Raw genomic sequence first — 24,549 nt, 5'->3', positions numbered from 1 at the left:
AGCGCTGTCATTCAGCGCCTGCCGCTCTGGTACTTCTGATCATGCGAACCAAGGGTTATCTCCTGCGCCAGGGGCTTGCGCTCTTTGCTGCCACGCTTGTCACCCTCTTTCTGATTGCCCTGGCCTGGGAGTTCTGGCTGGAGGCGCCCGTCTTTCACCTCATGAACTGGGGGGAACCGCCGGATCTGAAGACCGCCGACCGCTGGCGCTTTATCCTGACCTGCACCGCCTTTGCCGCCATCGCCATGATACTGCCGGGGATTTTGTCCCTGCGCCTGATCTGGCGGCTGCGTCATCGCTATCGTCAGCTGCTGGCGGCGCGCGCGCGCAACAATCATCTGGCCCGATACGATGCCCTGACCGGGCTGATGAACCGGCACTACTTCATGGACCGGCTGCACGCCCGGCTGAGCCCGCAGCTGGAGCAGACCGCCTTGCTGGTCATCGATCTCCAGGGCTTTCAGACCATCAATGACACCCACGGCAACACGGCCGGCGACTATGCCCTGCGCCGCGTGGCCGGCCGGCTCAACAACGTACGGGCCGTGGGCGATCCGCTGCTGGGGCGCCCGGGCGGCGACGAATTCGTGATCGCCCTGACCGGTGCCCTGAGTCAGCGCGATTTGCTTGATCAGGCCAGGGCGCTGCAGCATCAGGTGCGACAGCCGCTGGTCTGCGGCAGCCGGCGCGTGACGCTGGAGACCACCATCGGTATCGCCATCGCACCGCTGCACGCCATGTCGGCGGATCAATTGATCGCCGCGGCCTACGGCGCCATGCATGACGCCAGGCGTGAAGGCGAGCCGATACGGCTGCAGCAGGAATGTCTCCCCGAGGCCCAGCAGCAGGACGCCCGCCGCGCCCAGCGCCTGCGTCGGGCGCTGGATCATGGCGAGATCGTGCCCTTTTATCAGCCGATCGTGGCGCTTTCGAGTCGCGAAACGCTGGGCGTCGAGATTCTGGCCCGCTGGCAGCACCCCGAGGGTGGTCTAGTGCCGCCCAATGAATTCATCCCGCTGATCGAAACCCTGGGGCTGATGCCGGCCATGACCCGTCGTCTGCTGGACCACGCCCTGCAGGATGCCCGCCACTGGCCCGGCGCATGCTTTCTGGCGATCAATATCACCGCCTCGCATCTGGAAGACGAGCAGTTCACGGCACAGGTCGCGGCGCTGCTCGAGGCGCATGACTTTCCGGCCGAACGCCTGGAGGTCGAGATTACCGAAAACGTGCTGATCGAGCGCCTCGACGTCGTCCAGCAAAATCTCGATCGCCTGCATGCGATGGGCGTGCGCGTGTCGCTGGACGACTTCGGCACCGGCTACTCGGGGCTTTATCACCTGGCCCGGCTGGATGTCGACAAGCTCAAGATCGATCGCTCCTTTTTCGATGCCGAAGAGATTCGTCAGGACAATCTGGTGCGCCTGATGATCGCCATGGGCCGATCGCTGGGCATGGCCGTGGTGGCCGAGGGCATCGAGGAGGCGCGCCTGGCCGAGCGTCTGGCCCGGCAGGGCTGTGACTTCGGCCAGGGCTATCTGTTCGCTCGGCCGATGCCCGCGCACGAGTTGCATGCGCATCTTCTCTCCCAAAGACGGGAAACGGTCGACGCCTGAGCCCTGTCATCTGCCAGGCTTGAGACACTGTCTTCAAGGAGATGCCCATGACTGCCCTGACAAGTGACCGCCCCGGCCTGCGCGACATGCGGCGTCTGATCGACCCGACTGCCGCGCCGGTCGGCGCGCCCGCGGCCCGCGCCGCCACGGTGGAAGATCTCACCGCTCGCGACGGTTATGACGCCGACTTTCTAAAGGAGATGCCGGTGGCGCTGCCCGAGCCCACCGGGGCGCTGATCGAGGATGTCACGCCGGTCCCCGGGCGCGAGGACGGCCGGCTCGATTACACCCACTTTTCGCTGGTGATGTCCCGGAGCCGACGGCTGGCCCTGTTCACCGCGGTCAATATCGACGGCAGCGCGCTGGTCAGCGTACCCCGCGACAGCGACGACTGGCGCTTTGATCCGCGCCTCGATCATGGCCTGCAGGCCGGCCCCGACCTCTACAGCCGCAACCCGCTCGATCGCGGCCATCTGGTACGCCGCACCGCGCCCAACTGGGGCGACGACGCTGAACAGGCCAACGACGATACCTTTTATTTCACCAACGCCACGCCGCAGCTGGCAGGCTTCAATCAGCAGACCTGGCTGGGCCTTGAGGACTATCTGCTGGACAACGCCCGCGCCGATGGCCAGCGCATCACGGTGTTCACCGGCCCGATTCTCGATCCGGACGATCGTCTCTATCGGGGCTTTCAGATCCCCGCGGCCTACTGGAAGGTGGTGGCCTTCATGGGCGAGGACGGCCGCCCCTCGGCGACGGCCTACATGATCGAGCAGGGTGACGGGCTCGATCAGCTCGGGGTCATGTTCGGCCAGTACCGCACGTACCAGCGCAGCGTGGCGCGCATCGAGGCGCTGACCGGGCTGGACTTCGGCGAGCTGCGCGAGGTCGATGGTTTCTCCAACGAGGAGCGCGATACCGGCGTGCGCCTCGAAGCCGAAATACGCGGGCCGGAAGATATTCGGGTATAACGAAGGCCGGATCAGCAAGTGAGTGACCCTGATGGCACATGCCGCTCATGACATGCAGTTCTGGCGCCACCCCGACATGCCGTGGCTGGAGGCGCGCCTGACCCGTGACGCCCGGGCGGTGCGCTATGCGCGCCACAGCCACGACAGCCTGTCGCTGGGCGCCGTGCTGGGCGGGCAGAGCCACTACGAATACTGGCACGAGGGGCGCGAGCACGTCGCCGCCGTGTCCCGGGGGAGCGTGGTGGCGATGAACCCGGGCGAGGTGCACGCCTGCAATCCGCGGGATGACACGCCCTGGTCCTATCTCATGCTCTATATCGACCCCGGGTGGCTGGCGGCGCGCCAGCCGACCGGTCACGGCCACTTTCAACCGCTGGCCCGGCGTGTCAGTCGCGATCCGGGGCTCTATCAGTCGCTCTCGGCTCTGGCCGGCCATCTGTTCGACACCGGCCGGCTGCCGTCGGTCGCCGATACCGAGAGACTGCTCGACCGGGCGCTCGAGGTGCTGGGCACGGCGCCTCGCCTCGAGATGGCGGCGCGCGCGGCGACGGCGCGTGCGGCTGTGTTTATTCGCGAGCACTGTCTTTCCCCCCTGAACCTCGAGCAGGTGGCCCGCGCCGCTGGATGCGCCCGGTCTACCCTGATTCGCGGCTTTCGGCGCGACTACGGCATGACCCCGCACGCCTTTGTGATCGACTGCCGCATCCGCTGCGGCCAGCGCGCGCTCGGGCGTGGCGAGGGCATTGCCGAGACCGCGCTGGGGTGTCGCTTTGCCGATCAGGCCCACTTTCAGCGTACCTTCAAGCGCCTCACGGCAGCGACGCCCCACCAGTACCGCTGCTCGACATCAGCCCCATCGCCAGCGCACTGGCCACCAGCAGAGCCGCCATCGCCCGATTGAGCCGGCGCAGGTGATGCGGCTGCGTCAGTCGCGCCCCCAGCCAGTGTCCCATGACCGCCCAGACAGTGATGCTGGCATAGCACAGGATAAAAAAGATGGCCGCCAGCACCGCCATCTGGACGCCATCGCGGGTGTAGGCGCTCACGGCCGCGGCAGAGGCCACCCACGCCTTGGGGTTGAGCCACTGCATCAGTGCCCCCTGCCAGAACGAGGGCGCCGCCGCAGGCGTGGCGCTGGCGCCCCGGCCTGAAGCCCTGAGCAGCATGGCGGCCATGTAGAGCAAAAAGGCCACCCCCGCCCAGCGCAGCAGCTCGCCGGCCAGCGGTGCTTGCTGAAACAGCGACTGAAGACCGATACCGATCAGCACCAGTAGCAGGGTAAAGCCGAGACTCGCCCCCGTGACGTGACGCAGGCTCTGTCGGATACCGTGATTGAGCCCGGCGCTCAGCGCCACGATGTTGACGGGGCCGGGCGTGAACGAGGCGGCCAGCGCAAAGGCGGCCATGGAGAGCAGCAGGGCAGGGGACACGGCAGATCCTCCGGGGTGGTTGATGCCCGAAGCCTGATCCCTGCCGGAGACGCTGTATTGAACAAAATTGCCTGTGGCTTGAGACCAATATTCTGGCAGGCCACGTTGTGCAGTTACACCAAGGTATGGATTGTCGGCCTGAAGAGGAAAGCCAATGCTTTCGCCTTCTTTCTTTTGAATGAGGGTGTGACATGGATCAGCAACCCGACAAAACCGACAGTGTATGGATCGATGAGATTCGGCGCCGCCTGCTCAGGGTCATGGGGGCCACGGCCGGCATGATGGCGCTGTCTCCGGTACTTTCCCTGTCGGAGGCCTTCGCTGCCTCCGGTCAGAGCAGCGCCAGCGAGGCGCAACACGTCTATGTCGGCACCTATACCGGGCCCCATACCGCGCCCGGCGGCGTGACGCCCAGTAGCGCGCGGGGGATCTACGTGTTTCGCAGGGACCCTGAGCAGGGCACTCTCACACAGGTGCAGGTCATGGCGGCGGAAAACCCCTCCTTTCTGGCCCTGTCGCCGGATCGTCGCTATCTCTACAGCGTTAATGAACTGGGACCGGATGCCGAGGGCCAGCCGCAGGGTCGAGTGAGCGCCTATCGCATCGACCCTGCCAGCGGCGAGCTTGCCTTTCTCAATACCCGGCCAACGCAGGGCACCTGGACCTGTCACTGCTCGGTGCATTCCTCCGGACGCTATCTGTTGGCGTCCAACTACGGCACCGGCAGCTTCTCGGTCTTTCCGCTCGGCGACAATGGCGAGATCGGTGAGATGAGCGATCTGATCGAATCACCGCCCAACGGGCTGGGGCCGGACGGCGTGCGCCAGGAAGGCGCGCATGCCCACATGATGCTCACGGGACCGCATGAGCATCACGTTTTCGGCATTGACCTGGGCGCGGACCGGCTGCTGGCGTTCGAGCTGGACATGGCAAGCGGCAAACTCTCGCCGGGACCGGTACCCTATGCCAATGTCGCCTCGGGCAGCGGCTGTCGGCACATGGTCTTCCACCCGCAAAAGCCCTTCGCCTACGTGCTCAACGAGCTCTCCTCCACGGTGGATGTGTTTGATTTCTACCCCGAGCGCGGCAGCTTCATCCAGGTTCAATCACGCTCGACCCTGCCGGAGGACAGTGAATTCGGCCGTCCGGTATTCAATCCGGACAACCCCGGCGAAGTGCCCACTGGCAGCAACACCACCGCCGAACTTCGAATCCATCCGCAGGGGCGCTTTCTCTACGCTACCAACCGTGGCATGAACAGCATCGCCATGTTCGAAATAGACGCTGACAGCGGACATTTGAGCAATATCGGCTGGGTCGCCAGCGGCGGCGAGATACCGCGCGGCATGAACCTGGACCCGTCGGGTCGCTTTCTCTATGTCGGCAATCAGAACAGCGATACCATCAATGTCTTTCGCGTTCAGCCGCAAAGCGGGCAGCTGGAAGGCCCGATGCAGACGATCAATTCGCCGGTGCCTGTCGATTTTGCCTTTACCGGCTGAGCCGGGCCTGTCGTCAGCGCCGCGGGGGCCGCATCATGTGGTCCGGACTACTGGATAGAGAGACGCTTCATGACCCACCTCCCCACCTTCGACGATGTGGCAGCCGCCTCGCAGCGCATTGAAGGCCACGCCCACCGCACCCCGGTGATGACATCAAACACGGTCGATGAGGCGCTGGGCGCGCAGGTGTTTTTCAAGTGCGAAAACTTCCAGCGCATGGGCGCCTTCAAGTTTCGCGGTGCGTTTAATGCGCTCTCAAGATTCAGCCCCGAGCAGAAACGGGCCGGTGTGGTGGCGTTCTCCTCCGGCAACCACGCCCAGGCCATCGCACTGTCCGCCCGACTGCTGGGCATCCCGGCCACCATCGTCATGCCCGAGGATGCCCCGAAGGCCAAGGTGGCGGCCACGAAGGGCTACGGCGGTCACGTGGTGACGTATGACCGCTACACCGAGGACCGCGAAGAGATCGGGCGTGACCTGGCCGAGCGGCACGGCCTGACCCTGATTCCGCCCTATGACCATTTTGATGTGATCAGTGGCCAGGGCACGGCGGCGAAGGAGCTGTTTGAAGATGTCGGCGAGCTGGATGCCCTGTTCGTGTGTCTGGGCGGCGGCGGACTGCTCTCCGGCAGCGCGCTGGCGGCCCGGGCCCTGTCGCCGGCGTGCCGGATTTACGGGGTCGAGCCCGAGGCGGGCAACGACGGGCAGCAATCGTTTCGCTCGGGCCGGATCGTCCACATCGACACGCCCCGCACCATCGCCGATGGCGCCCAGACCCGGCATCTGGGGCAACTGACCTTTCCGATCATCCAGCGCGATGTCGACGACATCCTGACCGCAACGGACGGTGAACTCGTCGAGGGCATGGCGTGTCTGGCCGAGCGCATGAAGATGGTCGTCGAGCCGACCGGCTGTCTCGGCTTCGCCGCGGCCAGGCAGATGAAAGCCGAACTACAGGGTCAGCGCCTCGGCGTCATCATCAGCGGTGGCAACGTCGACATGGCACGCTTTGCCGCCCTGCTGGGCGCGTAGCGTACGACCCCGCCCGCCGACGGTCCGTCATCGGGCCGTTGACTGCCCGCTATCACAGGGCGCGCCGCGCTAGAAAATGCGCCGGTCGATGCCGAGCGTGTCCATCAGCCGCGTGGCGATCTCCTCGACCGAATAGTTGGTGGTGTCCAGATAAGGGATGCGCATCCGCCGATAGAGCGCCTCGACCTCGGAAAGCTCCAGCCGGCACTGTCGCAGCGAAGCGTAGGTGCTGGCGCTGCGCCGCTCGTTGCGGATGGCGGCGAGCCGGTCGGCGTTGATGGTCAGCCCGAAGAGCTTGCCGCGCTGCTCGCGAAGCGCCGGCGGCAGCGCCAGGCGATCCATGTCATCGGCGATGAAGGGGTAGTTGGCGACCCGCAGGCCGAACTGCATGGCCAGGTAGAGGCTGGTGGGCGTCTTGCCGCAGCGCGACACGCCGATCAGGATCACCTGGGCCTGTTCGAGATGGCGCAGTGACAGGCCGTCGTCGTGGGCCAGCGCGTAGTCGATCGCCGCAATGCGCTCGTCGTAGCGCGCCACGTTGCGCTGATTGAGGCCGTGGGTCCGGTGCAGCGTCGGGTGCGGCGCCATCTGGAGCTCTTCGCTGAGCGGGGCGATGACCGATTCGATCACGTCATGGCAGAAGCCGTGGCTCGACAGGATGATCTGGCGGATGTCGTCGCAGACAATCGAGTAAAAGACGATGGGGCGCTCGCCGGTCTCGGTAAAGATCCGGTCGATGCGTTCGCGAATTTCAAGGGCGCGCTCCCGGGTGTCGACAAAGGGCCAGGTGCGCTGGGTGAACTCCGTATCAAACTGGGAGAGAACAGCGTGACCCAGGACTTCCATGGTAATGGCCGTACCATCGGAAATATAAAACACTGTTTTTGGCATAAGAGCCTCTCTCCCCGGCATAAAAGGACACGATTGATCAGGCATTAAACCACGGTAAGGGCCGAATTGTTGCCACGCCATTGCGACCTTATTTGTCAAATTTGCGCATGAACTACAGGCCATGTAGTGTTTTTAGGGGCCATCTTTTTAAAACATTATCGCTTTATTTTCAGATATTTGCCCTGCATTTATAAGACTTTGTGCTAACGCAATGTAGTAGTCTTTCAAAAACTTCCTGGTCTTAAAACCTCGCATGAAGGCTATGGCAGACCCGAGAAAATGATTACGCTCTGCTCGACTGTCATCGGATGACAGGACATGAATTTTAAAAGCGTCGTTTTCATTCGACCGTGCGATAAAACCACACGGCTCGAGCGGCGTTTTTTTGATGTTGTTTATTTTGCAAACGGCACTGCCGGCGCCCCTTCACGGGATCGGCACATTGGCATCAAGGCTTGTCGGGAGAGACGAGAAATGAGTGATCGCATGGTGACGGATGAAAATCGCCTGAATGACGCGGATGTGGACGTACTCTGGTACGACCAGGTCGGCATGCACGATGTCAATCGTGTCGGGGGCAAGAACGCCTCGCTGGGCGAGATGATCAGCCATCTGGCCAGCCTGGGGGTTCAGGTGCCCAACGGCTTTGCGACCACCGCCGGCGCATGGCGGCGTTTTCTGGAGCAGAGCGGTCTGGATGATCGCATTCACGCCCTGCTCGATGAGACCGATATCGACGATACCAGGGCGCTGGCCGATGCCGGCACACGCATTCGTCAGTGGGTGATCGATACACCCTTCACGGCCGAGCTCGATGATGCCATTGCCACGGCCTACGAAAAGCTGGCCGGCGACAACCCCAACGCCTCCTTCGCCGTGCGCTCCTCGGCAACGGCCGAGGACATGCCGGACGCCTCCTTTGCCGGTCAGCAGGAAACCTTCCTTAACGTGCAGGGCCTGGATGCCGTGCGCGAGGCGATCCATCACGTGTTCGCGTCGCTGTTCAACGACCGTGCCATCTCCTACCGCGTCCATCAGGGCTACGACCACAAGGGCGTGGCGCTGTCGGCCGGCGTGCAGCGCATGGTGCGCTCGGATCTGGCCACCTCGGGGGTGATGTTTACCATCGACACCGAATCCGGTTTCGATCAGGTCGTGTTCATCACCGCTGCCTGGGGGCTGGGCGAGATGGTGGTGCAGGGCGCCGTCAACCCGGACGAGTACTACGTGCACAAGCCGACGCTGGCCGCCGAACGTCCCTCGGTGGTGCGCCGCAGCATGGGCACCAAGGCCGAGCGCATGGTCTACGCCGATGACCGCGCCCACGGCAAGCAGGTGCGCATCGAGCCGGTCGACGCCGCCGATCAGGACCGTTTCTGCCTGAGCGATGACGAGATCGAGGCGCTGGCCCGCCAGGCCATGCTGATCGAGAAGCACTACGGCCGTCCGATGGACATCGAGTGGGCCAAGGACGGGCACACCGGCGAGCTTTTGATCGTGCAGGCGCGTCCGGAAACCGTGCGCTCGCACAAGCAGGTCATGGAGCGCTATCAGCTCAGCTCGCGCGGGCCGATTCTGGCCGAGGGCCGGGCCATCGGTCAGCGTATCGGTGCCGGGGCGGTCAAGATCATCGCCGACATCAGCCAGATGCACGATGTCGAACCCGGCGATGTGCTGGTCACCGACATGACCGACCCGGACTGGGAGCCGATCATGAAGCGCGCCGCGGCGATCGTGACCAACCGCGGCGGCCGCACCTGCCACGCGGCGATCATCGCCCGCGAGCTGGGCATCCCGGCGGTGGTGGGCTGTGGCGATGCCACCGAGCGTCTGTCCTCCAACCAGCACGTCACCGTTTCGTGCGCCGAGGGCGATACCGGCTACATCTACGAAGGCGAGCTGGAGTTCGAGATCAAGAGTGCCGCCATCGATGACCTGCCGGAGCTGCCGCTCAAGCTGATGATGAACGTCGGCAACCCGGATCGCGCCTTCGACTTCGCCACGCTGCCCAACGAGGGCGTGGGTCTGGCGCGGCTGGAGTTCATCATCAACCGCATGATCGGCATCCACCCGCGCGCCCTGCTGGAGTTCGATCGCCAGACCCCGGCGCTGCAGGCCGAGATCAACAGCCGCATCGCCGGCTACTCTGACCCGGTCGAGTTCTACGTGGCGCGTCTGGCCGAAGGCATGGCAACGCTGGCCGCCGCGTTCTGGCCCAAGCGGGTCATCGTGCGGCTGTCGGACTTCAAGACCAATGAGTACGCCAACCTGGTGGGCGGCGAGCAGTACGAGCCGCACGAAGAGAACCCGATGCTGGGCTTTCGCGGCGCCGGTCGCTACGTCTCACCGGACTTCCGAGACTGCTTCGCGCTGGAGTGCCAGGCGGTCAAGCGGGTGCGCGACGTCATGGGTCTTGAAAATGTCGAGATCATGATTCCGTTCGTGCGCACGCTCAAGGATGCCAGCGACGTCATCGACACGCTGGAAGCCCAGGGGCTCAAGCGCGGCGAGAACGGGCTCAAGGTCATCATGATGTGCGAGCTGCCCTCCAACGCGCTGCTGGCGGATCAGTTCCTCGAGTACTTCGACGGCTTCTCGATCGGCTCCAACGACATGACCCAGCTCACCCTGGGGCTGGACCGCGACTCCGGTACGGTTTCCGAGCAGTTCGACGAGCGCAACGATGCGGTGCTGGCGCTGCTGTCGATGGCCATTCGCGCCGCGAAGCGTCAGGACAAGTACGTGGGCATCTGCGGGCAGGGCCCGTCGGATCACCCGGACTTTGCCGCCTGGCTGATGAGCGAGGGCATCGACAGCCTGTCGCTCAACCCGGATACGGTCATCAACACCTGGATCGCGCTGGGCGAGCAGTCCGACAGTGGCGCCGCCCAGGATAACGGGGCGCCGGCGTCACTGACCAACAGGTAAGCAACCCGTGGTGCCCTCGACCGTCCGGCCCGCCAGGGTCGGGCGGTCTTGTCATGTCTGACGGGTGACCGGCGCCGGCATTACTCCGGGGCATCAAAGTCGTCCAGAGCGGCGGCCATGACCAGCGCCGCTGCACCCAGAGCCGGTGCCAGGTGACTTTGCGTCGAAACGCGCGGGGTGATCAGTCCGGCCTCCGGCAGGAGCCGGCGCTGGGTGCATTCAAAGCGTGCCAGCGCCGGCGACAGGAAGGCCGGGCCCAGCGCGGTCAGCGTGCCGCCGATCACGATCTCGGCCGGGTTGAGGGTGTGGTGCAGGTTGTGCAGCAGCATGCCCAGGGCGTGCCCGGCCCGCTCGAGCACCGGGGCGGTCTGCGACTCGGGCAGGGCGGCGATGGCGCCAATCAGGTCCGCGTCGTCGGCGATGCCGAACTGCTGACGCAGGCGCCAGCCGCTCACCAGCGTCTCGGCGCAGCCGCGGTTGCCGCAGTGGCACAGTGCGCCGTCGGGGTCGATCAGGGTGTGGCCGATTTCGCCGGCCAGGCCGTGGACGCCGCAGATGATGCGCGGCGGGGTCGTGTTTTCCACCAGACCGCTGCCGATCCCGATATCGGCGCTGACAAACAACAGCGAGTCCGGCGCATGATCGCGGGCAAAATAGAGCTCGCCAAAGGCGGCCAGCGAGGATTCGTTGTCCATCAGTCGAAGGCCGGGCAGAGCAGGCAAATGTGCCGCCAGTAGATCCAGAAAGCGCACCCGGTGCCAGCCCAGGTTGGGCGCCAGCCCCAGCAGGGGTTCGCCCGGCATGACCGGCCCCGGCAGCGCCACGCCCACGCCCAGCAGCCGGCGTGCGCCGAGATCGTCGCTTTCAAGCATGTCGGTGAGTTCATGGGCGAGCTGGCGAGCGGCGTCGTCGGGCGTGGTGCCGGCGCGCGGCAGACAGCGCTGCGCCAGCAACACGCCGGAGAGCGTACACCCCAGAAGCCGCAGCTCATGAACGCCTACTTCCACCCCCACCAGCAGATGATGATGCTCGCTCAGCGACAGCGCCCGCCCCGGGCGGCCGCCGCGGCGCTGCCGGGGTGCCGCACCCTCCTCGAGCCAGCCGCTCTCCAGCAGGCTCATGACGGCGCTGCCTACGGTCACCTTGGTCAATCCCGTTCGGTGGGCCAGTTCGGTGCGGGTCAGTCCCGGGCTGCGGCGCAGGGTGTCCAGAATGGCCAGGCGATTGCGCTGTTTCAGCGAATTGAGATCGCCGGCAGGGCGTGTGTCGGACGAGCGGGTCATGTCAGCGGGCCCCGAGTGACGATAGCGAACAGGCGAGCGGATGCCGGCCACTGGCACGGCGCTATTGAGCCCCTGCCATCATTTCTATCATTGAACGCGACCCGAGGCCTGACAAGCCAGTCCTGGACCATGGTCGAGCGTCGACCTATGTCCAATGGCTGCATGACGAGTGCAGGGCGACACTATTGGTAAGAACTCTTAATTAAATCGATCCTCACGGAAATGACGTCATGACACGCCCGATTTATCCCGATCTGAAAGCGCGCCGCGTGGTCGTGACCGGTGGCGGTTCCGGTATCGGCGAAGGCATTGTGTACGCCTTCGCCGAGCAGGGTGCCGAGGTGCACTTTCTCGACATCATCGATGAGGCCGAACAGCTTGCCGCATCGCTGGGCGAGCACGTTCATTTTCATCGCTGCGATCTCACCGACCCAAAGGCGCTCGAGCAGGTGCTGGCCGATATCGGCCCGGTGGATGTGCTGGTCAACAACGCGGCCAACGACGACCGCCATACGCTTGAAGACGTCACGCCCGAATACTGGGATGACCGCATGGCGATCAACCTGCGTCACCAGGCCCTGGCGGCACGTCATGTGGCGGCGGGCATGCGCGCGCAGGGACATGGCTCGATCATCAACATGGGCTCGATCAGCTGGCACCTGGGTGAGCCCGGCATGGTGCTGTATGAAACCGCCAAGGCAGCCATCGAGGGGCTGACGCGAGCGCTGGCCGCCGAGCTGGGCGGTGACGGCATCCGCGTCAACTGCGTGATTCCCGGCAACGTCAAAACGCCGCGCCAGTCGCGCTGGCACAGCCCCGAGGACGAGGCGCGGATCGTCGAGGAGCAAAAGCTTGGGGTGCGTCTGTATCCGCATCACGTGGCGAGCATGGTGCTCTTTCTCGCCTCCGATGCCGCCGGCGGCTGCACTGCCCACAATTACTGGGTCGATGCCGGCTGGCTATAGCGGCGCGGGCCCACGATCAATCACCCATAACAACCGACCCCGGCAGGCACCGGTTCCCATAAAACAGGATCCCAGGAGACAGTCCCATGCAGTCAGACACTTCGGTTCAGGATGAGGACGGCCGTAAACGGCAGTTCTACGTATTGGTTATCTGCTGTGTTGCCGCCCTCGGCGGCTTTCTGTTCGGTTTTGACAGCGGTGTCATCAACGGCACCGTGGATGGCCTGCAGGCGGCCTTCAACTCCGAGGCCGCCGGTACCGGCTTCAACGTGGCCTCGATGCTGCTGGGCTGTGCCGGGGGGGCCTTCTTTGCCGGTCGCCTGGCGGATCGCTTCGGACGGCGCATGCTGCTGATCGTCGCCGCGGTGTTGTTCATGGTCAGTGCCTGGGGCTCCGGTGTGGCCGGAGGGTCGCTTGAATTCGTGATCTACCGCATCCTCGGCGGGATCGCGGTGGGCGCGGCGAGCGTCATGACCCCGGCCTATATCAGTGAGGTGGCCCCGGCCGCCATCCGCGGGCGGCTGGCGACCATCCAGCAGATCGCCATCATCATCGGCCTGTTCATGGCCTTTGTGAGCAACTACATCCTTGCCCGGGTGGCCGGCGCCTCGACCGCCGAATTCTGGGGTGGCTTTGAAGCCTGGCGCTGGATGTTCTGGATGGAGCTGATTCCGGCCGCCATCTTCTTTCTGGCGCTTTTGGGCATTCCGGAAAGCCCGCGCTTTCTGATCAGCAAGGGCGAGGGTAAAAAGGCCCTCAAGGTGCTCAAGACGCTGATGGCCGATAACGAGGCGGAACAGAAGGCAAGCGACATTCGCACCTCTGTGAACCGCGAGCGCACGCCGGGCCTGTCCGATCTGATCAACGGCGCCACCGGGCGTGTTCATCGCATCGTCTGGGTAGGCATCGGCCTTGCCGTATTCCAGCAGCTGGTCGGCATCAACGTGGTGTTCTACTACGGCGCGGTACTGTGGCAGTCGGTAGGTTTTACCGAAAGCGATGCCCTGCTGATCAACATCATCAGCGGCGCGGTCAGTATCGCGGCCTGTATGGTCACCATCGCCGTTATCGACAGGATCGGACGCAAGCCGATTCTGTGGATCGGCTCGGCCGGCATGACGGTGACGCTGGCCATTCTCACCTACGCCTTCTCGACCGCGTCGCTGGTCGACGGTTCGCTGCGTCTGTCCGACAGCATGGGGATCGTGGCGCTGCTGGCGGCCAACGCCTATGTGATGTTCTTCAATGGCTCCTGGGGGCCGGTCATGTGGGTCATGCTCGGCGAGATGTTCCCCAACCAGATGCGCGGTTCGGGGCTGGCCGTGGCGGGACTGTTCCAGTGGCTGGCCAACTTCGGCATCACCATGACCTTCCCGATCATGCTGGCCGGGATCGGCCTGGGCGGGGCCTACGGCATCTACGCCTTCTTTGCGCTGCTGTCGGTCTTTTTCGTCCTCAAAATGGTCCGGGAGACGCGCGGGCGTGAGCTCGAGGACATGAACTACGAGTGATATTGCCCCAACAGTGATGCTGGCGTCACATCGCCCGGCACCTTCGTGCCGGGCGATTTTTTTTGATACCGGAACTGTTGTGGGATGACAGGGTTATGCCGCCTGCCACATGCCCTGCAGCGCGTGCGTAACTTTAGTCTCAGCGCCCGCAGCAGGCGATCTGGCGGCAGAGGGCATGCCCGCTGGGTCGATACAGGATTGATAGCCGTTGTGATATCGCCTGGCGTTACAGGACGCATTGGTCGCCGCCTGAAGCAGCCCGTATCCTGGCCGTGTGTGTCAGTGGTGCCGGCTGCCGCCGACCGACCATGAACAACAAACTGCCCCCATGAGGGCCCGGAGTCCACGATGCCCCTGCTACCCGCCCTTTCCCGTGTTGTCGCCACCACGCTCATGGCCCTGGTGCCGCTGGGCATGGCGCACGGTGCTGACGACAACGTCAAGATCGGCTTTATCGTCAAAAAACCCGAACAGGCCTGGTTCATCAACGAGCAGCGTGCGGCCACGGAGCTGGGACAGGAGCAGGGCTTTACCGTGGTGCGTCTGGCCGGTGAAGACGGTCAGCAGGTGCTCAGCGCCATCGACAACCTTAACGCTCAGGGCGCGCAGGGCTTCGTGATCTGCCCGCCGGATGTGCGCCTTGGCATGGCGATCGCCAATCGGGCGAAGCAGTACGACATGAAGGTCGTCACCGTGGATGATCAGTTCGTGGGCAGCGACGGCGAGCCCATGACCGAGGTGCCGCATCTGGGCATGTCGGGCTACAGGATCGGTCAGCAGGTCGGCAATGCCATCGCCGAGGAGATGCAGCGCCGCGGCTGGGACATGGAGACGACCGGCGCCCTGCGCATCTCCAACAACGAACTGCCGACCGCCCGCGAGCGCACCGATGGTGCCACTCAGGCGCTGCTCGATGCCGGGTTCAGCAAGGATAACGTGATCGATGCCCCGCAGCAGAACACCGATACCACCAGCGCCTTTGCCGCCGCCTCGCCGATCTTTGCCCGCTACAGCAAGTTCGACCACTGGGTGATCTATGCCCTCAACGAAGAGAGCGTGCTGGGCGGCGTGCGCGCCAGCGAACAGTACGGCCTGTCGCCGGATCAGGTCATCGGCGTGGGCATCAACGGCTCGGGTGCGGCCTTTGCCGAGTTCTCGCGTGAAAATCCCACCGGCTTCTACGGTACCGTCGCCGTCAGCTCGACCATGCATGGTCGCCAGAGTGCCGAAAACCTCTATCAGTGGATCGCCCAGGGCGAAAAGCCGCCGGCCAATACCGAAACCACCGGCACCCTGATGACCCGTGACAACTGGGAAAGCGTCCGTGAGGAGCTGCAGCTATGAGCAGCGCGTCTGCCACGGTCGCCGAACACGACCCCTGGCTGTCGGTGGAAAACGTCACCGTCGAGTTCCCCGGGGTCCGGGCGCTCGACGGGGTAAGCTTTAACGCCCGCGCCGGGGAAGTGCATGCCCTGATGGGCGAAAACGGCGCCGGCAAGTCGACCCTGCTCAAGGTGTTGAGCGGCGTGAACCGCCTCACCAACGGCGCGCTTCTGATCGGCGGCGAGCGCCATGTGTTTGCCAATGCCCGCGAGGCGCTGCGTCAGGGCATCGCCATTATCTATCAGGAGCTGACGCTCTCGCCCAACCTGTCGGTGGCGGAAAACCTGCTGCTGGGCCAGCTGCCCCAGCACTACGGCATTGTCGATCGCCGGCAGCTGCGCAAGCGGGCGCTTGGCATCCTCGAGGAGCTGGGCGAGGGCAGCGTTCATCCGGCCACGAAGGTGCGCGATCTCTCGATCGGCCAGCAGCAGATGATCGAGATCGGCCGGGCGCTGTTGCGCGATGCCCGCATCATCGCCTTTGACGAGCCGACCAGCTCCCTGTCGGTGCAGGAGACGCGCCAGCTCAAGCGCATCGTCAAGCGCCTGCGCGACGAGGGCCGGGTGGTGCTCTACGTTACCCACCGCATGGAGGAGGTGTTCGAGATGTGTGACGCCGTCACGGTCTTTCGCGACGGGCGCCATATCTGCACCCACGACACCATGGCGGGGCTCACCCAGGACCAGCTGGTCAGCGAGATGGTCGGGCGCGATATCGAGGACGTTTACGGCTATCGCGCCCGCGAGACCGGTAACGTCATCCTGAAGGTCGAGGCCCTGGAGGGCCGCGGACTGACGGCGCCGGTGAGCTTCGAGGTGCGCCGCGGGGAAGTGTTCGGATTCTTTGGTCTGGTCGGCGCCGGGCGCAGCGAGCTGTTGCGACTGGTGTGCGGCGTGGAAGCTCCGAAGGCCGGCGAGATCCACTTCAACGGCCGCACCGGGCGCTTCAATTCGCCGGGCGAGGCGATCCGGGCCGGTATCGCCATGTGCCCGGAGGATCGCAAATCGCAGGGCATCTTCCCGGTGGCCAGCGTCACCGATAACCTCAACATCAGCTGTCGACGCTTTTTCAAGCGCATGGGGGTGTGGCGCCACCCGAAGCGCGAGCTTGCCAACACCCGCGACTACATCGACAAGCTGAGCATCCGCACGCCCGGGCCGCGCACCCGCATCAGTACGCTCTCCGGCGGCAACCAGCAAAAGGTCATTCTGGCGCGCTGGCTCTCCGAGCAAATCGAACTGTTCGTGATGGACGAGCCCACCCGCGGCATCGATGTCGGCGCACGGCGCGATATCTACAACCTGCTTTACGACCTGGCCGATCAGGGCAAGGCGGTGGTGGTGATCTCGAGCGATCTGACCGAGGTCAGCGCGATCTGTGATCGCATCGGCGTGATGCGTGACGGTGCGCTGGTCGACATCGTCGATCGTGACGCGGCCACGCCCGAGCGGCTGCTGGGACTGGCCCTGCCGGCCTGATCCCCGAAAGCGACAACAACAAATGATGTCTGGAGAACCCCGATCATGAGCAGTGACAAGAGCGTTCACGCTGACGACAGCGGTCAGGCGGCCGCACCGCCGGGCAAGCGGCAGGGGCTGGTCAAGCCGCTGCGTACCCTGCTGGACGCCTCCGGGCTGATTGCCATCTTCATCGTGCTCTTTATCGCCCTGGCGGTAGCCATTCCCGACTTTCTGACCGGTCGCAACATGGTCGGTCTGCTGCTGTCGGTGACCATCATCGGCACCATTGCGACCACCATGATGCTGGTGCTGGCGCTCGGTGAGGTGGATCTGTCGGTCGCCTCGATCGTCGCCTTTGCCGGCGTCAGCGCCGCGGTCGTGACCAGTGCCTCCGGCAGCGTGCTGATCGGCGCGCTGGGCGGCATTGCCGCCGGGGCGATGGTGGGCGTGTTCAATGGCTTCGTGGTGGCCCATTTCGGCATCAACTCATTGATCGCCACGCTGGCTGCCATGGAGTTCGTGCGCGGGCTGGCCTACATCACCTCCGGCGGTGACGCGGTCATGATCACCGTACCGGGCTTTTTCGAGCTGGGCAGCGCCTCCTTTCTGGGGCTGACCCTGCCGGTGTGGACCATGATCCTGTGTTTTGTGATCTTCGGGCTGGTGCTCAACCTCACCGCCTTCGGGCGCAACGTGCTGGCCACCGGCGGCAACCCGGAAGCCGCGGCGCTGGCCGGGGTCAACGTGCGCCGGCTCAAGATCATCGTCTTCGGCCTGCAGGGGCTGGTGGCCGGCATCGCCGGGGTGCTTTTGACCTCGCGCATGGGGCTGGGCGACCCGAACACCTCGATGGGACTGGAGCTGGCGGTCATCTCCGCCTGCGTGCTGGGCGGCGTGGCGCTGTCCGGCGGGGTGGCCTCGATCACCGGCGTGCTGGTGGGCGTGATGATCATGGGCTGCGTGCAGAACGCCATGGGGCTTTTGAACGTGCCGACCTTCTATCAGTACCTGGTGCGCGGCGCCATTTTGCTGCTGGCCGTGCTGTTTGACCGCTGGAAGCAGCAGCGGCGCCAGCGGAGCTGACCGGATGCTCATCGCGATTTCAACGACAAGGAGGATGCCATGAAAGGACAGTCCCTGCGGTTTTGTCTGGGGTTGAGTGCCGGTCTGCTCTGTGCCGGCACCGGCCAGTCGATGGCGGCGTCGGCGCCGATGCCGCCCAACGTCGAGCAGTTCGTGTTCGGCACGCTGCCCGACGGGCGCACCGTGCACGGCTATCGCATCACCAATGATCAGCAGCTGAGTCTGGAGGTGATCGAGTACGGCGGCATCATCACCTCGCTTGAAACGCCGGATCGTGACGGCCGAATGGCCGATATCGTGCTGGGGTTCGATTCGCTGGACGGCTATCGGTCACCGGCCTATCAGAAGCTCAATCCCTACTTCGGCGCGCTGATCGGGCGCTACGGCAACCGCATCGCCGGCGGGCAATTCTCGCTGGACGGTCGGACGTATCAACTGGCCACCAACGATGGCCCCAATCACCTGCACGGCGGCGATGAAGGCTTCAATCAAAAACTCTGGCAGGCCACGCCGTTCTCCTCGAGCGAGGGCAGCGGCGTGGTGATGCGCTATACCAGCGCCGACGGCGAAGAGGGCTATCCGGGCGAGCTGGCGGTCGAGGTCAAATACACCCTGACCCACGACGACACCCTGGCCATCGACTACCGCGCGCGCACCACGAAGGCTACCCCGGTCAACCTGACCCAGCACAGCTACTTCAACCTGAACGGCGAGGGCAGCGACAGCATTCTCGACCACGTCCTGACGCTTGAGGCCGATGCCTACACGCCGGTCAACGACACGCTGATTCCCACCGGCGAGATCGCCCCGGTGGCCGGCACGCCGTTTGATTTCACCACGCCCACCCCGATCGGTGCGCGCATCGAGGCCGACAACGAGCAGCTCGATCGCGCCGGCGGCTATGACCACAACGTCGTGCTCAAGCGCGCGCCGTCCTCGACGCCCGAGCGTGCCGCCCGGGTAATGTCACCGGACAGCGGCCGGGTAATGGCGGTCGAAACGACCGAACCGGGGCTGCAGTTCTACTCGGGCAACTTCCTGGATGGCAGCGTGACCGGCAAGAGCGGGCGCGCCTACGGTCAGCACTCCGGGCTGGCGCTGGAGACCCAGCACTTCCCCGACTCGCCCAACCAGGCGGACTTCCCCTCGACCATTCTCCAGCCCGGTGAGGCACTGGAGAGCCGCACGGTCTATCGCTTTACGACCGAAGACTGATCCTGCCGTCATGCCATACAACAGCGCCCTGCGATGTCCTTCGCAGGGCGCTGTCGTATTCACGGGTGTCGCGGGCGCGGCCCCGGGTCAGGATTTTTTGCTTGTGATATCGCACTGTCCCGAGTCGCAGCTCTGGCAGCGCTGACGCCCGGTCAGCCAGCCCGAGATGCGATAGCGCCTGGGCGCAAACCACAGATAGACGCGATCGGCGACAGGACGAATCAGCGGCCAGCGCAGCGGCGCGGTGAGCCAGCCGCGACCCACCAGCGACCAGGCGCGATGGGTCACGTCCAGCCCGCGAATGCGCCGACCATTGACGTCACCCAGCAAAATGGCGCTGGCTTCCTCGCGATCCACGTCGGGGTAGCGGCTCGTGAAGTTCTCGGCGTGAATGTCTTCGAAGGCGATGCGCTGATCGCGGTCGAGGCGCTTGAGGTGGTTGATTTCGTTGACGCACAGCGGGCAGGTGCCGTCATAGAAAAGCGTCAGTTCGGTCATGGACACTCCGGCTGTTCAGGGTTGCGTTGGTAACACCATAGCCGATGATGGGCGGTCGCAGGACATATTCCGGTCATGAGGGCCGCATCGTCGTCCCGGGTCACGGAACTGACATTGTCTTCATGTTAGACACTTTCCCCTTTGGATCGGGAGATTTCCCGTCCGATCGGCACCGGGGGAGTCATGCCTGAAATGTCTCGTGATGATGGCCGCGTCAAGGAGGTTTTCCTGGCTTTTTTGATGCTGGGACTGACCTCCTTTGGTGGTCCGATTGCGCATCTGAGCTATTTCCACAACGAGTTCGTCAAGCGGCGTCGCTGGCTGTCGGAGCAGGACTACGCCGATCTGGTGGCGCTGTGTCAGTTCCTGCCGGGGCCGGCCAGCAGTCAGGTGGGCTTTGCGCTGGGGCTGATGCGCGCCGGGGGCCGGGGTGCCGCCGCGGCCTGGACGGCCTTTACCCTGCCCTCCGCCGGGGTGCTGGTGCTGTTTGCCCTCGGTACGGCGCTACTGGAAGGGCCGGTCAGTCAGGGCCTCATTCACGGGCTCAAGGTGGCCGCGGTCGCCATTGTGGCCCACGCCGTCCGGGGCATGGCGCAAAATCTCTGTCCGGACAAGTGTCGTGTCGCCATTGCATTGGTGGCCGTGCTGATGGCGCTGCTGGTGGGCGGCGCGACGGGGCAGGTCGGGGCGATCGTGATCGGTGCCCTGGCCGGTCTGCTCTGGTGCCGCGACCAGGGCGCGCCGGCCGGCCACGACCTGCCTTTTGCCGTGTCGCGTCGGATCGGCCGGTTGGCGGCGGTGTGTTTCGCCGTCCTGCTGGCGGGGCTTCCCCTGCTGGCCTGGGCCACGCCTTCGCTGATGGTGGCCATGATGGACGCCTTCTACCGGGCCGGCGCGCTGGTCTTCGGCGGGGGCCATGTGGTGCTGCCGCTGCTGGAGTCGGGGGTTGTTCAGCCCGGCTGGGTCTCCGAGGATGATTTTCTGACCGGCTACGGGGCCGCCCAGGCCGTGCCGGGACCGCTGTTTACCTTTGCCGCCTATCTGGGCGCCGTGATGACCCCGGACACGGTCGGCCTGATGGGAGCTGTGCTCGCGCTCTTGATGATCTTTCTGCCCGGCATGTTGCTGCTGGTGGCCGTGTTGCCCTGGTGGCACGGCTTCCGGCAGCTGGAGAGCGCCCAGGGGGTGATGCGCGGTGCCAATGCCGCGGTGGTCGGCATTCTGGGCGCGGCGCTCTACCAGCCGGTCTGGACCAGTGCCATTGTCGGGGCGCAGGAATTCGTGCTGGCACTAACGGGCGTTTTGCTGCTGGGCGTGTGGAAATGGCCCGCCTGGGCGGTGGTGATTGTGATGGCCGCCGGCGGGCTGCTCATTACCCTGTAGGCACTGTCGCCTGCCTTCGGACCGCAGGCGCTCAGCCGACGCCGGCCAGCCGAAGCACCAGCGGCATGACCAGCATCGCCACCAGCGTCTGCCCGGTAATGATCGCCGCCATCAATTCGGCATCGCCGCCGAGCTGGCGCGCCAGGATATAGGCCGACGTCGCTGTGGGCAGCGCGGCAAAGAGCAGCGCCACGTCGCGCTCCACGCCCTGCAGGCCGACCAGCCATGACAGCAGCAGCACGCATAGGGGCGTGACGACCAGCTTGAGTCCGCTCGAGAGCCAGAACGCTCGCCCGCCGTGCCACAGCGCCTGCAGCCGCAGCGCCACGCCCACCGCCACCAGCCCCAGCGGCAGGGCGGCCTGGCCCAGCAGCTCAAGGGCCGGTTCGCTGACGCCGGGCAGGCCGATGCCGGTCCAGTTGAGGGCCACGCCCGCCAGGCAGGCCAGAATCAGCGGATTGCGCGCCAGTGCCAGTACGCTTTTACCAGAACTGGCCTGGCCCTGCGTGCCGGAAACGACAAAGGCCAGCACGCACAGGATGTTGGCCGTGGGGACCATCAGCGCAATCGCCACCGCCGCCACGGTCAGGCCGGCCTCGCCGTACAGGGCGGCCGCACCCGCCACGCCGACATAGGTGTTAAAACGCACCGTGCCCTGAAAGGCCGAAGTGAATACGGCCGGTGACAGCGCCAGTCGGGCGCGCGCCAGCCACAGCGCCGCGCCCAGCACGACCATGGTGCCGACCAGGGTGGCAGCCAGCGCCAGCACCGACACCCGGCCGACATCGGCGGTGGCCAGCGTGGCCACCAGCATGGCCGGAAACAGCAGGTAATAGATGACGCGTTCCAGCCGCGACCAGAAGTCACCGCCGGGAAAACGCGCCCAGCCCAGCCCCGCCCCCAGCGCAATAAGGGCAAACAGCGGAGCCAGTGCCTCGACGATGCTGCTCATGGGGGCATCCCTGGAGGGCGCTAGCGCGCCAGAAAATCGATGGCCGCCAGATAGCCGAAGCTGCCCATCCCCGCGATGACCGCCTCGGCCCGCGCCGACACGTAAGAGTGATGGCGAAACGCCTCGCGGGTATGCACGTTGGAGAGGTGCACCTCGATCACGCGCCCCTCGAACGCCTTGAGCGCATCCAGCAGCGCCACCGAGGTGTGCGACCAGGCCGCCGGATTGATGATGATGGCATCGAAGCGCTCGCGGGCCTCGTGGATGCGATCAAGCATCACGCCTTCGTGATTGGTCTGCAGAAAGTCGGTGCTGATCCCGTGGTCGAAGGCGCGGTGGCGGATGGCATTGTCGATGTCGGCCAGCGTCTCATGGCCGTAAATGTCGGGTTCGCGCTGGCCCAGCAGGTTCAGGTTGGGACCGTTGAGGATCAAAACGTTCATCGTGACTCCGGGGCGGGTAGGCGTAATGCGGCGACTGCCGGACTGGAGCCGATATCCTGCCACGGAGCGGGCGTGGTTGCATCACGCCTGCCAGGGCCGGGGTTAGCGGGCGGCCGGCGCGGATGCTGCGTGCAGTCGCGATTGGGCCGCCAGTCGAATCGGTGCATTGACCGCGCCGAACTGCCCATAGTCTCCGCGGCGCTCGACGATTTCAAAATGAAAGCGACCGGCAAATACGTCGGTATAGGCATGAAAGAATTCACCGTTGTCGCTACGGTCGTACAGGATGTTGCGCTCACGCATGGCGTCCAGAAGGGCGTCATCGAGCTCGACCCGGGCCGCCAGGTCGTCGTAATAATTCTCCGGGATGGGCAGCAGCGTCACGCCGTTAATGATCAAGTGATCAAGCGTTGTGAAAATATCGTCGGTGGCCAGGGCAATCTGCTGGATGCCGCCGTGGCCCTCGTTCATGAAACGAGCGGGCATTGTCTCGCCGGCGGGGGAAGCGTTCAGCGCCATGCGAACGGTGCTGTCATGGCTGATCAGGGCCTGGCTGAAGATCAGGCCGTTGGGGTCGACCAGCTCGTTTTCGGGGTCGGCGTCAAAGTCGAAGACGGTACGAAAGAACAGCTGCCAGCGCAGCATCTGCGTTGGCGCCACTGCCGTTGAGAGGTGATCGATACCGGTGATGCCGGCCTCGATGCGCGCAGGCGCCTCGAACAGATTGAAATCGGTCCGCCACTGCCGGTCGCGAGCGGTCTCGGGATCGACCAGATAGATCAGGCTGTCGTTGATGCCGCGTACGGCGGGCAGGCGCATCTCGCCGGGGCCCACGGGCCCCTCATGGGATCGGGCCCCGAAAGCGCGGGCACGCGCCATGGTCAGGCCCGGGTTGTCGGCGCGAAAGCCGACGGCACACACCGAGATGCCGTGCATGAGCCGGTAGGTATGGGCAAAGGTATGCATTTCCAGGTTGAGCACCAGATGCACCGCCCCCTGGCGCCAGAGCTCGATGTTCTTGGAGCGGTGATGGCCGATATGACAAAAGCCGAGCAGGGTCAGCATCCGGCCCAGCGCGCTGGCCTGCGACGCATCGAGGGTGAACTCCAGAAAGTGAATGCCCTGGAAGGTCGGCGATGTGGCCAGCGCGTCGGAAGCGGTCGCTTCATCACGCAGGTACTCGGCCAGAATCATCGCGCGCATGCCATCGAGCGCGGTGTCGTGGGCGCAGGCCATGCGAAAATCGGTATTGAAGATCTCGTGCGACAGCGGCCCGGTATAGCCGGTACGCCCCAGGGCGCGCATGAACCCCGCCATATCCAGTCCGCCCTGGCCGGGAAAGCAGCGATAATGGCGACTCCAGTCGAGCAGGTCCATCTGCTTGATGGGCGCATCGGCCAGATGCACCAGCGAGATGCGCTCGCCCGGAATATCGGCGATCGGGGCCGTGGGCAGGCCGGGCGCCAGGACGTGAAAGCTGTCCAGCACCAGCCCCAGTGAGGGATGATCGGCGCGCTCGATGATAGCCCAGGCGTGACGGTAGTCGTTGATATGGCGGCCCCAGGCCAGCGCCTCGAAGCCGATGCGCAGACCATGGGCGGCGGCCCGCTCGGCGAGTTCGCGCAGATCCTCGGCGGCGCGGGCATCGTCATCCACACAAGGCGCCGAGGTGTTGCTGCAGATCAGCATGAAATCGGTGCCCAGCGCCTTCATCAGGGCGAACTTGCGCTCGGCGCGGGCGAAGTTGCGGCTGCGCTGCGGCTCGGGCATGGCCTCGAAATCGCGAAAGGGCTGCAGGGCGATGATGGTCAGCCCCAGCGAGGCGGCCAGTGCCCGCACAGCCTCCGGGGTACCGCCCCAGGAGAGCAGATCATTTTCAAAGATTTCAATGCCGTCGTAGCCGGCCCGGGCCACGGCCTCGAACTTGGCGCCCAGGTCACCGCTGAGAGAGACGGTCGCAATTGCTCGCATCCTGACTACTCCACGAACTGTATCGAAAC

At 64.9% G+C, this 24,549-nt stretch carries 20 protein-coding genes; 13 read left to right on the top strand and 7 right to left on the bottom strand.

What is annotated here, in order from left to right:
* Positions 1-41: 41 nt before the first annotated feature.
* Genes M1D97_RS15535 through M1D97_RS15525 form a run of 3 tightly spaced genes read left to right on the top strand, consistent with a single transcriptional unit; the run spans position 42 to position 3,491 of the window.
* Positions 42-1,616: a putative bifunctional diguanylate cyclase/phosphodiesterase gene (locus M1D97_RS15535; RefSeq protein ID WP_456268606.1), complete on the top strand. Its 1,575-nt coding sequence runs from the start codon at positions 42-44 to the stop codon at positions 1,614-1,616.
* A gap of 47 nt (positions 1,617-1,663) precedes the next feature.
* On the top strand, positions 1,664-2,590 hold the full coding sequence (locus tag M1D97_RS15530) for a DNA/RNA non-specific endonuclease (RefSeq protein ID WP_456268605.1): 927 nt from the start codon (positions 1,664-1,666) through the stop codon (positions 2,588-2,590).
* A 31-nt stretch (positions 2,591-2,621) separates the two neighbouring features.
* The gene (locus M1D97_RS15525; RefSeq protein ID WP_456268604.1) at positions 2,622-3,491 is read left to right on the top strand and encodes an AraC family transcriptional regulator; all 870 of its coding nucleotides are present in this window, start codon (positions 2,622-2,624) and stop codon (positions 3,489-3,491) included.
* On the opposite strand, the gene M1D97_RS15520 is transcribed toward M1D97_RS15525, so the two are convergent.
* On the bottom strand, positions 3,400-4,020 hold the full coding sequence (locus M1D97_RS15520; RefSeq protein ID WP_456268603.1) for a LysE family translocator: 621 nt from the start codon (positions 4,018-4,020) through the stop codon (positions 3,400-3,402). The genes M1D97_RS15525 and M1D97_RS15520 overlap by 92 nt on opposite strands.
* A 191-nt stretch (positions 4,021-4,211) precedes the next feature.
* On the opposite strand from M1D97_RS15520, the gene M1D97_RS15515 reads away from it, so the two are divergent.
* Positions 4,212-5,522: a lactonase family protein gene (locus M1D97_RS15515; RefSeq protein ID WP_456268602.1), complete on the top strand. Its 1,311-nt coding sequence runs from the start codon at positions 4,212-4,214 to the stop codon at positions 5,520-5,522.
* A gap of 69 nt (positions 5,523-5,591) precedes the next feature.
* Positions 5,592-6,554 carry a threo-3-hydroxy-L-aspartate ammonia-lyase gene (locus tag M1D97_RS15510; RefSeq protein ID WP_456268601.1) on the top strand — a complete coding sequence of 321 codons (963 nt, stop codon included), beginning with the start codon at positions 5,592-5,594 and terminating at the stop codon, positions 6,552-6,554.
* 69 nt (positions 6,555-6,623) lie between these two features.
* Here M1D97_RS15510 and ppsR read toward each other — a convergent pair whose 3' ends face one another.
* Complete coding sequence (gene ppsR / locus M1D97_RS15505) at positions 6,624-7,445, bottom strand: posphoenolpyruvate synthetase regulatory kinase/phosphorylase PpsR (RefSeq protein ID WP_456268600.1); 822 nt, start codon at positions 7,443-7,445, stop codon at positions 6,624-6,626.
* A gap of 474 nt (positions 7,446-7,919) precedes the next feature.
* Between ppsR and ppsA the strand changes: the two genes are divergently transcribed.
* A complete protein-coding gene (gene ppsA / locus M1D97_RS15500; protein WP_456268599.1) occupies positions 7,920-10,373 on the top strand; it encodes a phosphoenolpyruvate synthase in 2,454 nt (817 codons plus the stop codon).
* 80 nt (positions 10,374-10,453) lie between these two features.
* Here the strand turns inward: ppsA and M1D97_RS15495 are convergent, their stop codons facing one another.
* Positions 10,454-11,656: an ROK family transcriptional regulator gene (locus tag M1D97_RS15495; RefSeq protein WP_456268598.1), complete on the bottom strand. Its 1,203-nt coding sequence runs from the start codon at positions 11,654-11,656 to the stop codon at positions 10,454-10,456.
* Positions 11,657-11,886: 230 nt separating this feature from the next.
* Here M1D97_RS15495 and M1D97_RS15490 point away from each other — a divergent pair, with 230 nt between their 5' ends.
* The 6 genes from M1D97_RS15490 (at position 11,887) to M1D97_RS15465 (ending at position 19,273) form a co-directional block, all read left to right on the top strand.
* A complete protein-coding gene (locus tag M1D97_RS15490) occupies positions 11,887-12,621 on the top strand; it encodes an SDR family NAD(P)-dependent oxidoreductase (protein ID WP_456268597.1) in 735 nt (244 codons plus the stop codon).
* Positions 12,622-12,707: 86 nt separating this feature from the next.
* Positions 12,708-14,132 (top strand): sugar porter family MFS transporter, encoded by a 1,425-nt coding sequence (locus M1D97_RS15485; protein ID WP_456268596.1) that lies wholly within the window; start codon positions 12,708-12,710, stop codon positions 14,130-14,132.
* Between the two features lie 393 nt (positions 14,133-14,525).
* The gene (locus M1D97_RS15480) at positions 14,526-15,476 is read left to right on the top strand and encodes an arabinose ABC transporter substrate-binding protein (protein ID WP_456270237.1); all 951 of its coding nucleotides are present in this window, start codon (positions 14,526-14,528) and stop codon (positions 15,474-15,476) included.
* Positions 15,473-16,993, top strand: coding sequence for an L-arabinose ABC transporter ATP-binding protein AraG (araG, locus tag M1D97_RS15475; RefSeq protein ID WP_456268595.1), 1,521 nt, complete (start codon positions 15,473-15,475; stop codon positions 16,991-16,993). The genes M1D97_RS15480 and araG overlap by 4 nt, the downstream gene beginning before the upstream one ends.
* Positions 16,994-17,038: 45 nt before the next feature.
* Positions 17,039-18,058, top strand: coding sequence for an L-arabinose ABC transporter permease AraH (gene araH / locus M1D97_RS15470; protein ID WP_456268594.1), 1,020 nt, complete (start codon positions 17,039-17,041; stop codon positions 18,056-18,058).
* A 39-nt stretch (positions 18,059-18,097) separates the two neighbouring features.
* Positions 18,098-19,273, top strand: coding sequence for an aldose epimerase family protein (locus M1D97_RS15465; protein WP_456268593.1), 1,176 nt, complete (start codon positions 18,098-18,100; stop codon positions 19,271-19,273).
* 87 nt (positions 19,274-19,360) lie between these two features.
* On the opposite strand, the gene M1D97_RS15460 is transcribed toward M1D97_RS15465, so the two are convergent.
* Positions 19,361-19,771 (bottom strand): thiol-disulfide oxidoreductase DCC family protein, encoded by a 411-nt coding sequence (locus M1D97_RS15460; RefSeq protein WP_456268592.1) that lies wholly within the window; start codon positions 19,769-19,771, stop codon positions 19,361-19,363.
* Between the two features lie 183 nt (positions 19,772-19,954).
* On the opposite strand from M1D97_RS15460, the gene chrA reads away from it, so the two are divergent.
* Positions 19,955-21,154 (top strand): chromate efflux transporter, encoded by a 1,200-nt coding sequence (gene chrA / locus M1D97_RS15455; RefSeq protein ID WP_456268591.1) that lies wholly within the window; start codon positions 19,955-19,957, stop codon positions 21,152-21,154.
* 31 nt (positions 21,155-21,185) lie between these two features.
* On the opposite strand, the gene M1D97_RS15450 is transcribed toward chrA, so the two are convergent.
* The 3 genes from M1D97_RS15450 to M1D97_RS15440 all read right to left on the bottom strand — a co-directional run bounded on the left by M1D97_RS15450 (position 21,186) and on the right by M1D97_RS15440 (position 24,520).
* Positions 21,186-22,106: an AEC family transporter gene (locus M1D97_RS15450; RefSeq protein ID WP_456268590.1), complete on the bottom strand. Its 921-nt coding sequence runs from the start codon at positions 22,104-22,106 to the stop codon at positions 21,186-21,188.
* Positions 22,107-22,126: 20 nt separating this feature from the next.
* Positions 22,127-22,549, bottom strand: a complete 423-nt coding sequence (gene aroQ, locus M1D97_RS15445) for a type II 3-dehydroquinate dehydratase (RefSeq protein WP_456268589.1) — start codon at positions 22,547-22,549, stop codon at positions 22,127-22,129.
* A gap of 102 nt (positions 22,550-22,651) precedes the next feature.
* The gene (locus M1D97_RS15440; RefSeq protein ID WP_456268588.1) at positions 22,652-24,520 is read right to left on the bottom strand and encodes a bifunctional sugar phosphate isomerase/epimerase/4-hydroxyphenylpyruvate dioxygenase family protein; all 1,869 of its coding nucleotides are present in this window, start codon (positions 24,518-24,520) and stop codon (positions 22,652-22,654) included.
* Positions 24,521-24,549: the final 29 nt, after the last annotated feature.

This window comes from Kushneria sp. AK178 (assembly GCF_053903105.1).
Note: the sequence above shows the minus strand (reverse complement) of the source record. Positions and strands in the feature narration are given on the sequence as shown.

Coding starts and splice junctions, on each gene's coding strand:
- aroQ (WP_456268589.1), bottom strand. CDS start 22,549: ATGAACGTTTTGATCCTCAACGGTCCCAACCTGAACCTGCTGGGCCAG.
- ppsR (WP_456268600.1), bottom strand. CDS start 7,445: ATGCCAAAAACAGTGTTTTATATTTCCGATGGTACGGCCATTACCATG.
- M1D97_RS15485 (WP_456268596.1), top strand. CDS start 12,708: ATGCAGTCAGACACTTCGGTTCAGGATGAGGACGGCCGTAAACGGCAG.
- M1D97_RS15480 (WP_456270237.1), top strand. CDS start 14,526: ATGGCCCTGGTGCCGCTGGGCATGGCGCACGGTGCTGACGACAACGTC.
- M1D97_RS15450 (WP_456268590.1), bottom strand. CDS start 22,106: ATGAGCAGCATCGTCGAGGCACTGGCTCCGCTGTTTGCCCTTATTGCG.
- M1D97_RS15535 (WP_456268606.1), top strand. CDS start 42: ATGCGAACCAAGGGTTATCTCCTGCGCCAGGGGCTTGCGCTCTTTGCT.
- M1D97_RS15495 (WP_456268598.1), bottom strand. CDS start 11,656: ATGACCCGCTCGTCCGACACACGCCCTGCCGGCGATCTCAATTCGCTG.
- M1D97_RS15490 (WP_456268597.1), top strand. CDS start 11,887: ATGACACGCCCGATTTATCCCGATCTGAAAGCGCGCCGCGTGGTCGTG.
- chrA (WP_456268591.1), top strand. CDS start 19,955: ATGCCTGAAATGTCTCGTGATGATGGCCGCGTCAAGGAGGTTTTCCTG.
- M1D97_RS15525 (WP_456268604.1), top strand. CDS start 2,622: ATGGCACATGCCGCTCATGACATGCAGTTCTGGCGCCACCCCGACATG.
- araH (WP_456268594.1), top strand. CDS start 17,039: ATGAGCAGTGACAAGAGCGTTCACGCTGACGACAGCGGTCAGGCGGCC.
- M1D97_RS15515 (WP_456268602.1), top strand. CDS start 4,212: ATGGATCAGCAACCCGACAAAACCGACAGTGTATGGATCGATGAGATT.
- M1D97_RS15440 (WP_456268588.1), bottom strand. CDS start 24,520: ATGCGAGCAATTGCGACCGTCTCTCTCAGCGGTGACCTGGGCGCCAAG.
- ppsA (WP_456268599.1), top strand. CDS start 7,920: ATGAGTGATCGCATGGTGACGGATGAAAATCGCCTGAATGACGCGGAT.
- M1D97_RS15530 (WP_456268605.1), top strand. CDS start 1,664: ATGACTGCCCTGACAAGTGACCGCCCCGGCCTGCGCGACATGCGGCGT.
- M1D97_RS15465 (WP_456268593.1), top strand. CDS start 18,098: ATGAAAGGACAGTCCCTGCGGTTTTGTCTGGGGTTGAGTGCCGGTCTG.
- araG (WP_456268595.1), top strand. CDS start 15,473: ATGAGCAGCGCGTCTGCCACGGTCGCCGAACACGACCCCTGGCTGTCG.
- M1D97_RS15510 (WP_456268601.1), top strand. CDS start 5,592: ATGACCCACCTCCCCACCTTCGACGATGTGGCAGCCGCCTCGCAGCGC.
- M1D97_RS15460 (WP_456268592.1), bottom strand. CDS start 19,771: ATGACCGAACTGACGCTTTTCTATGACGGCACCTGCCCGCTGTGCGTC.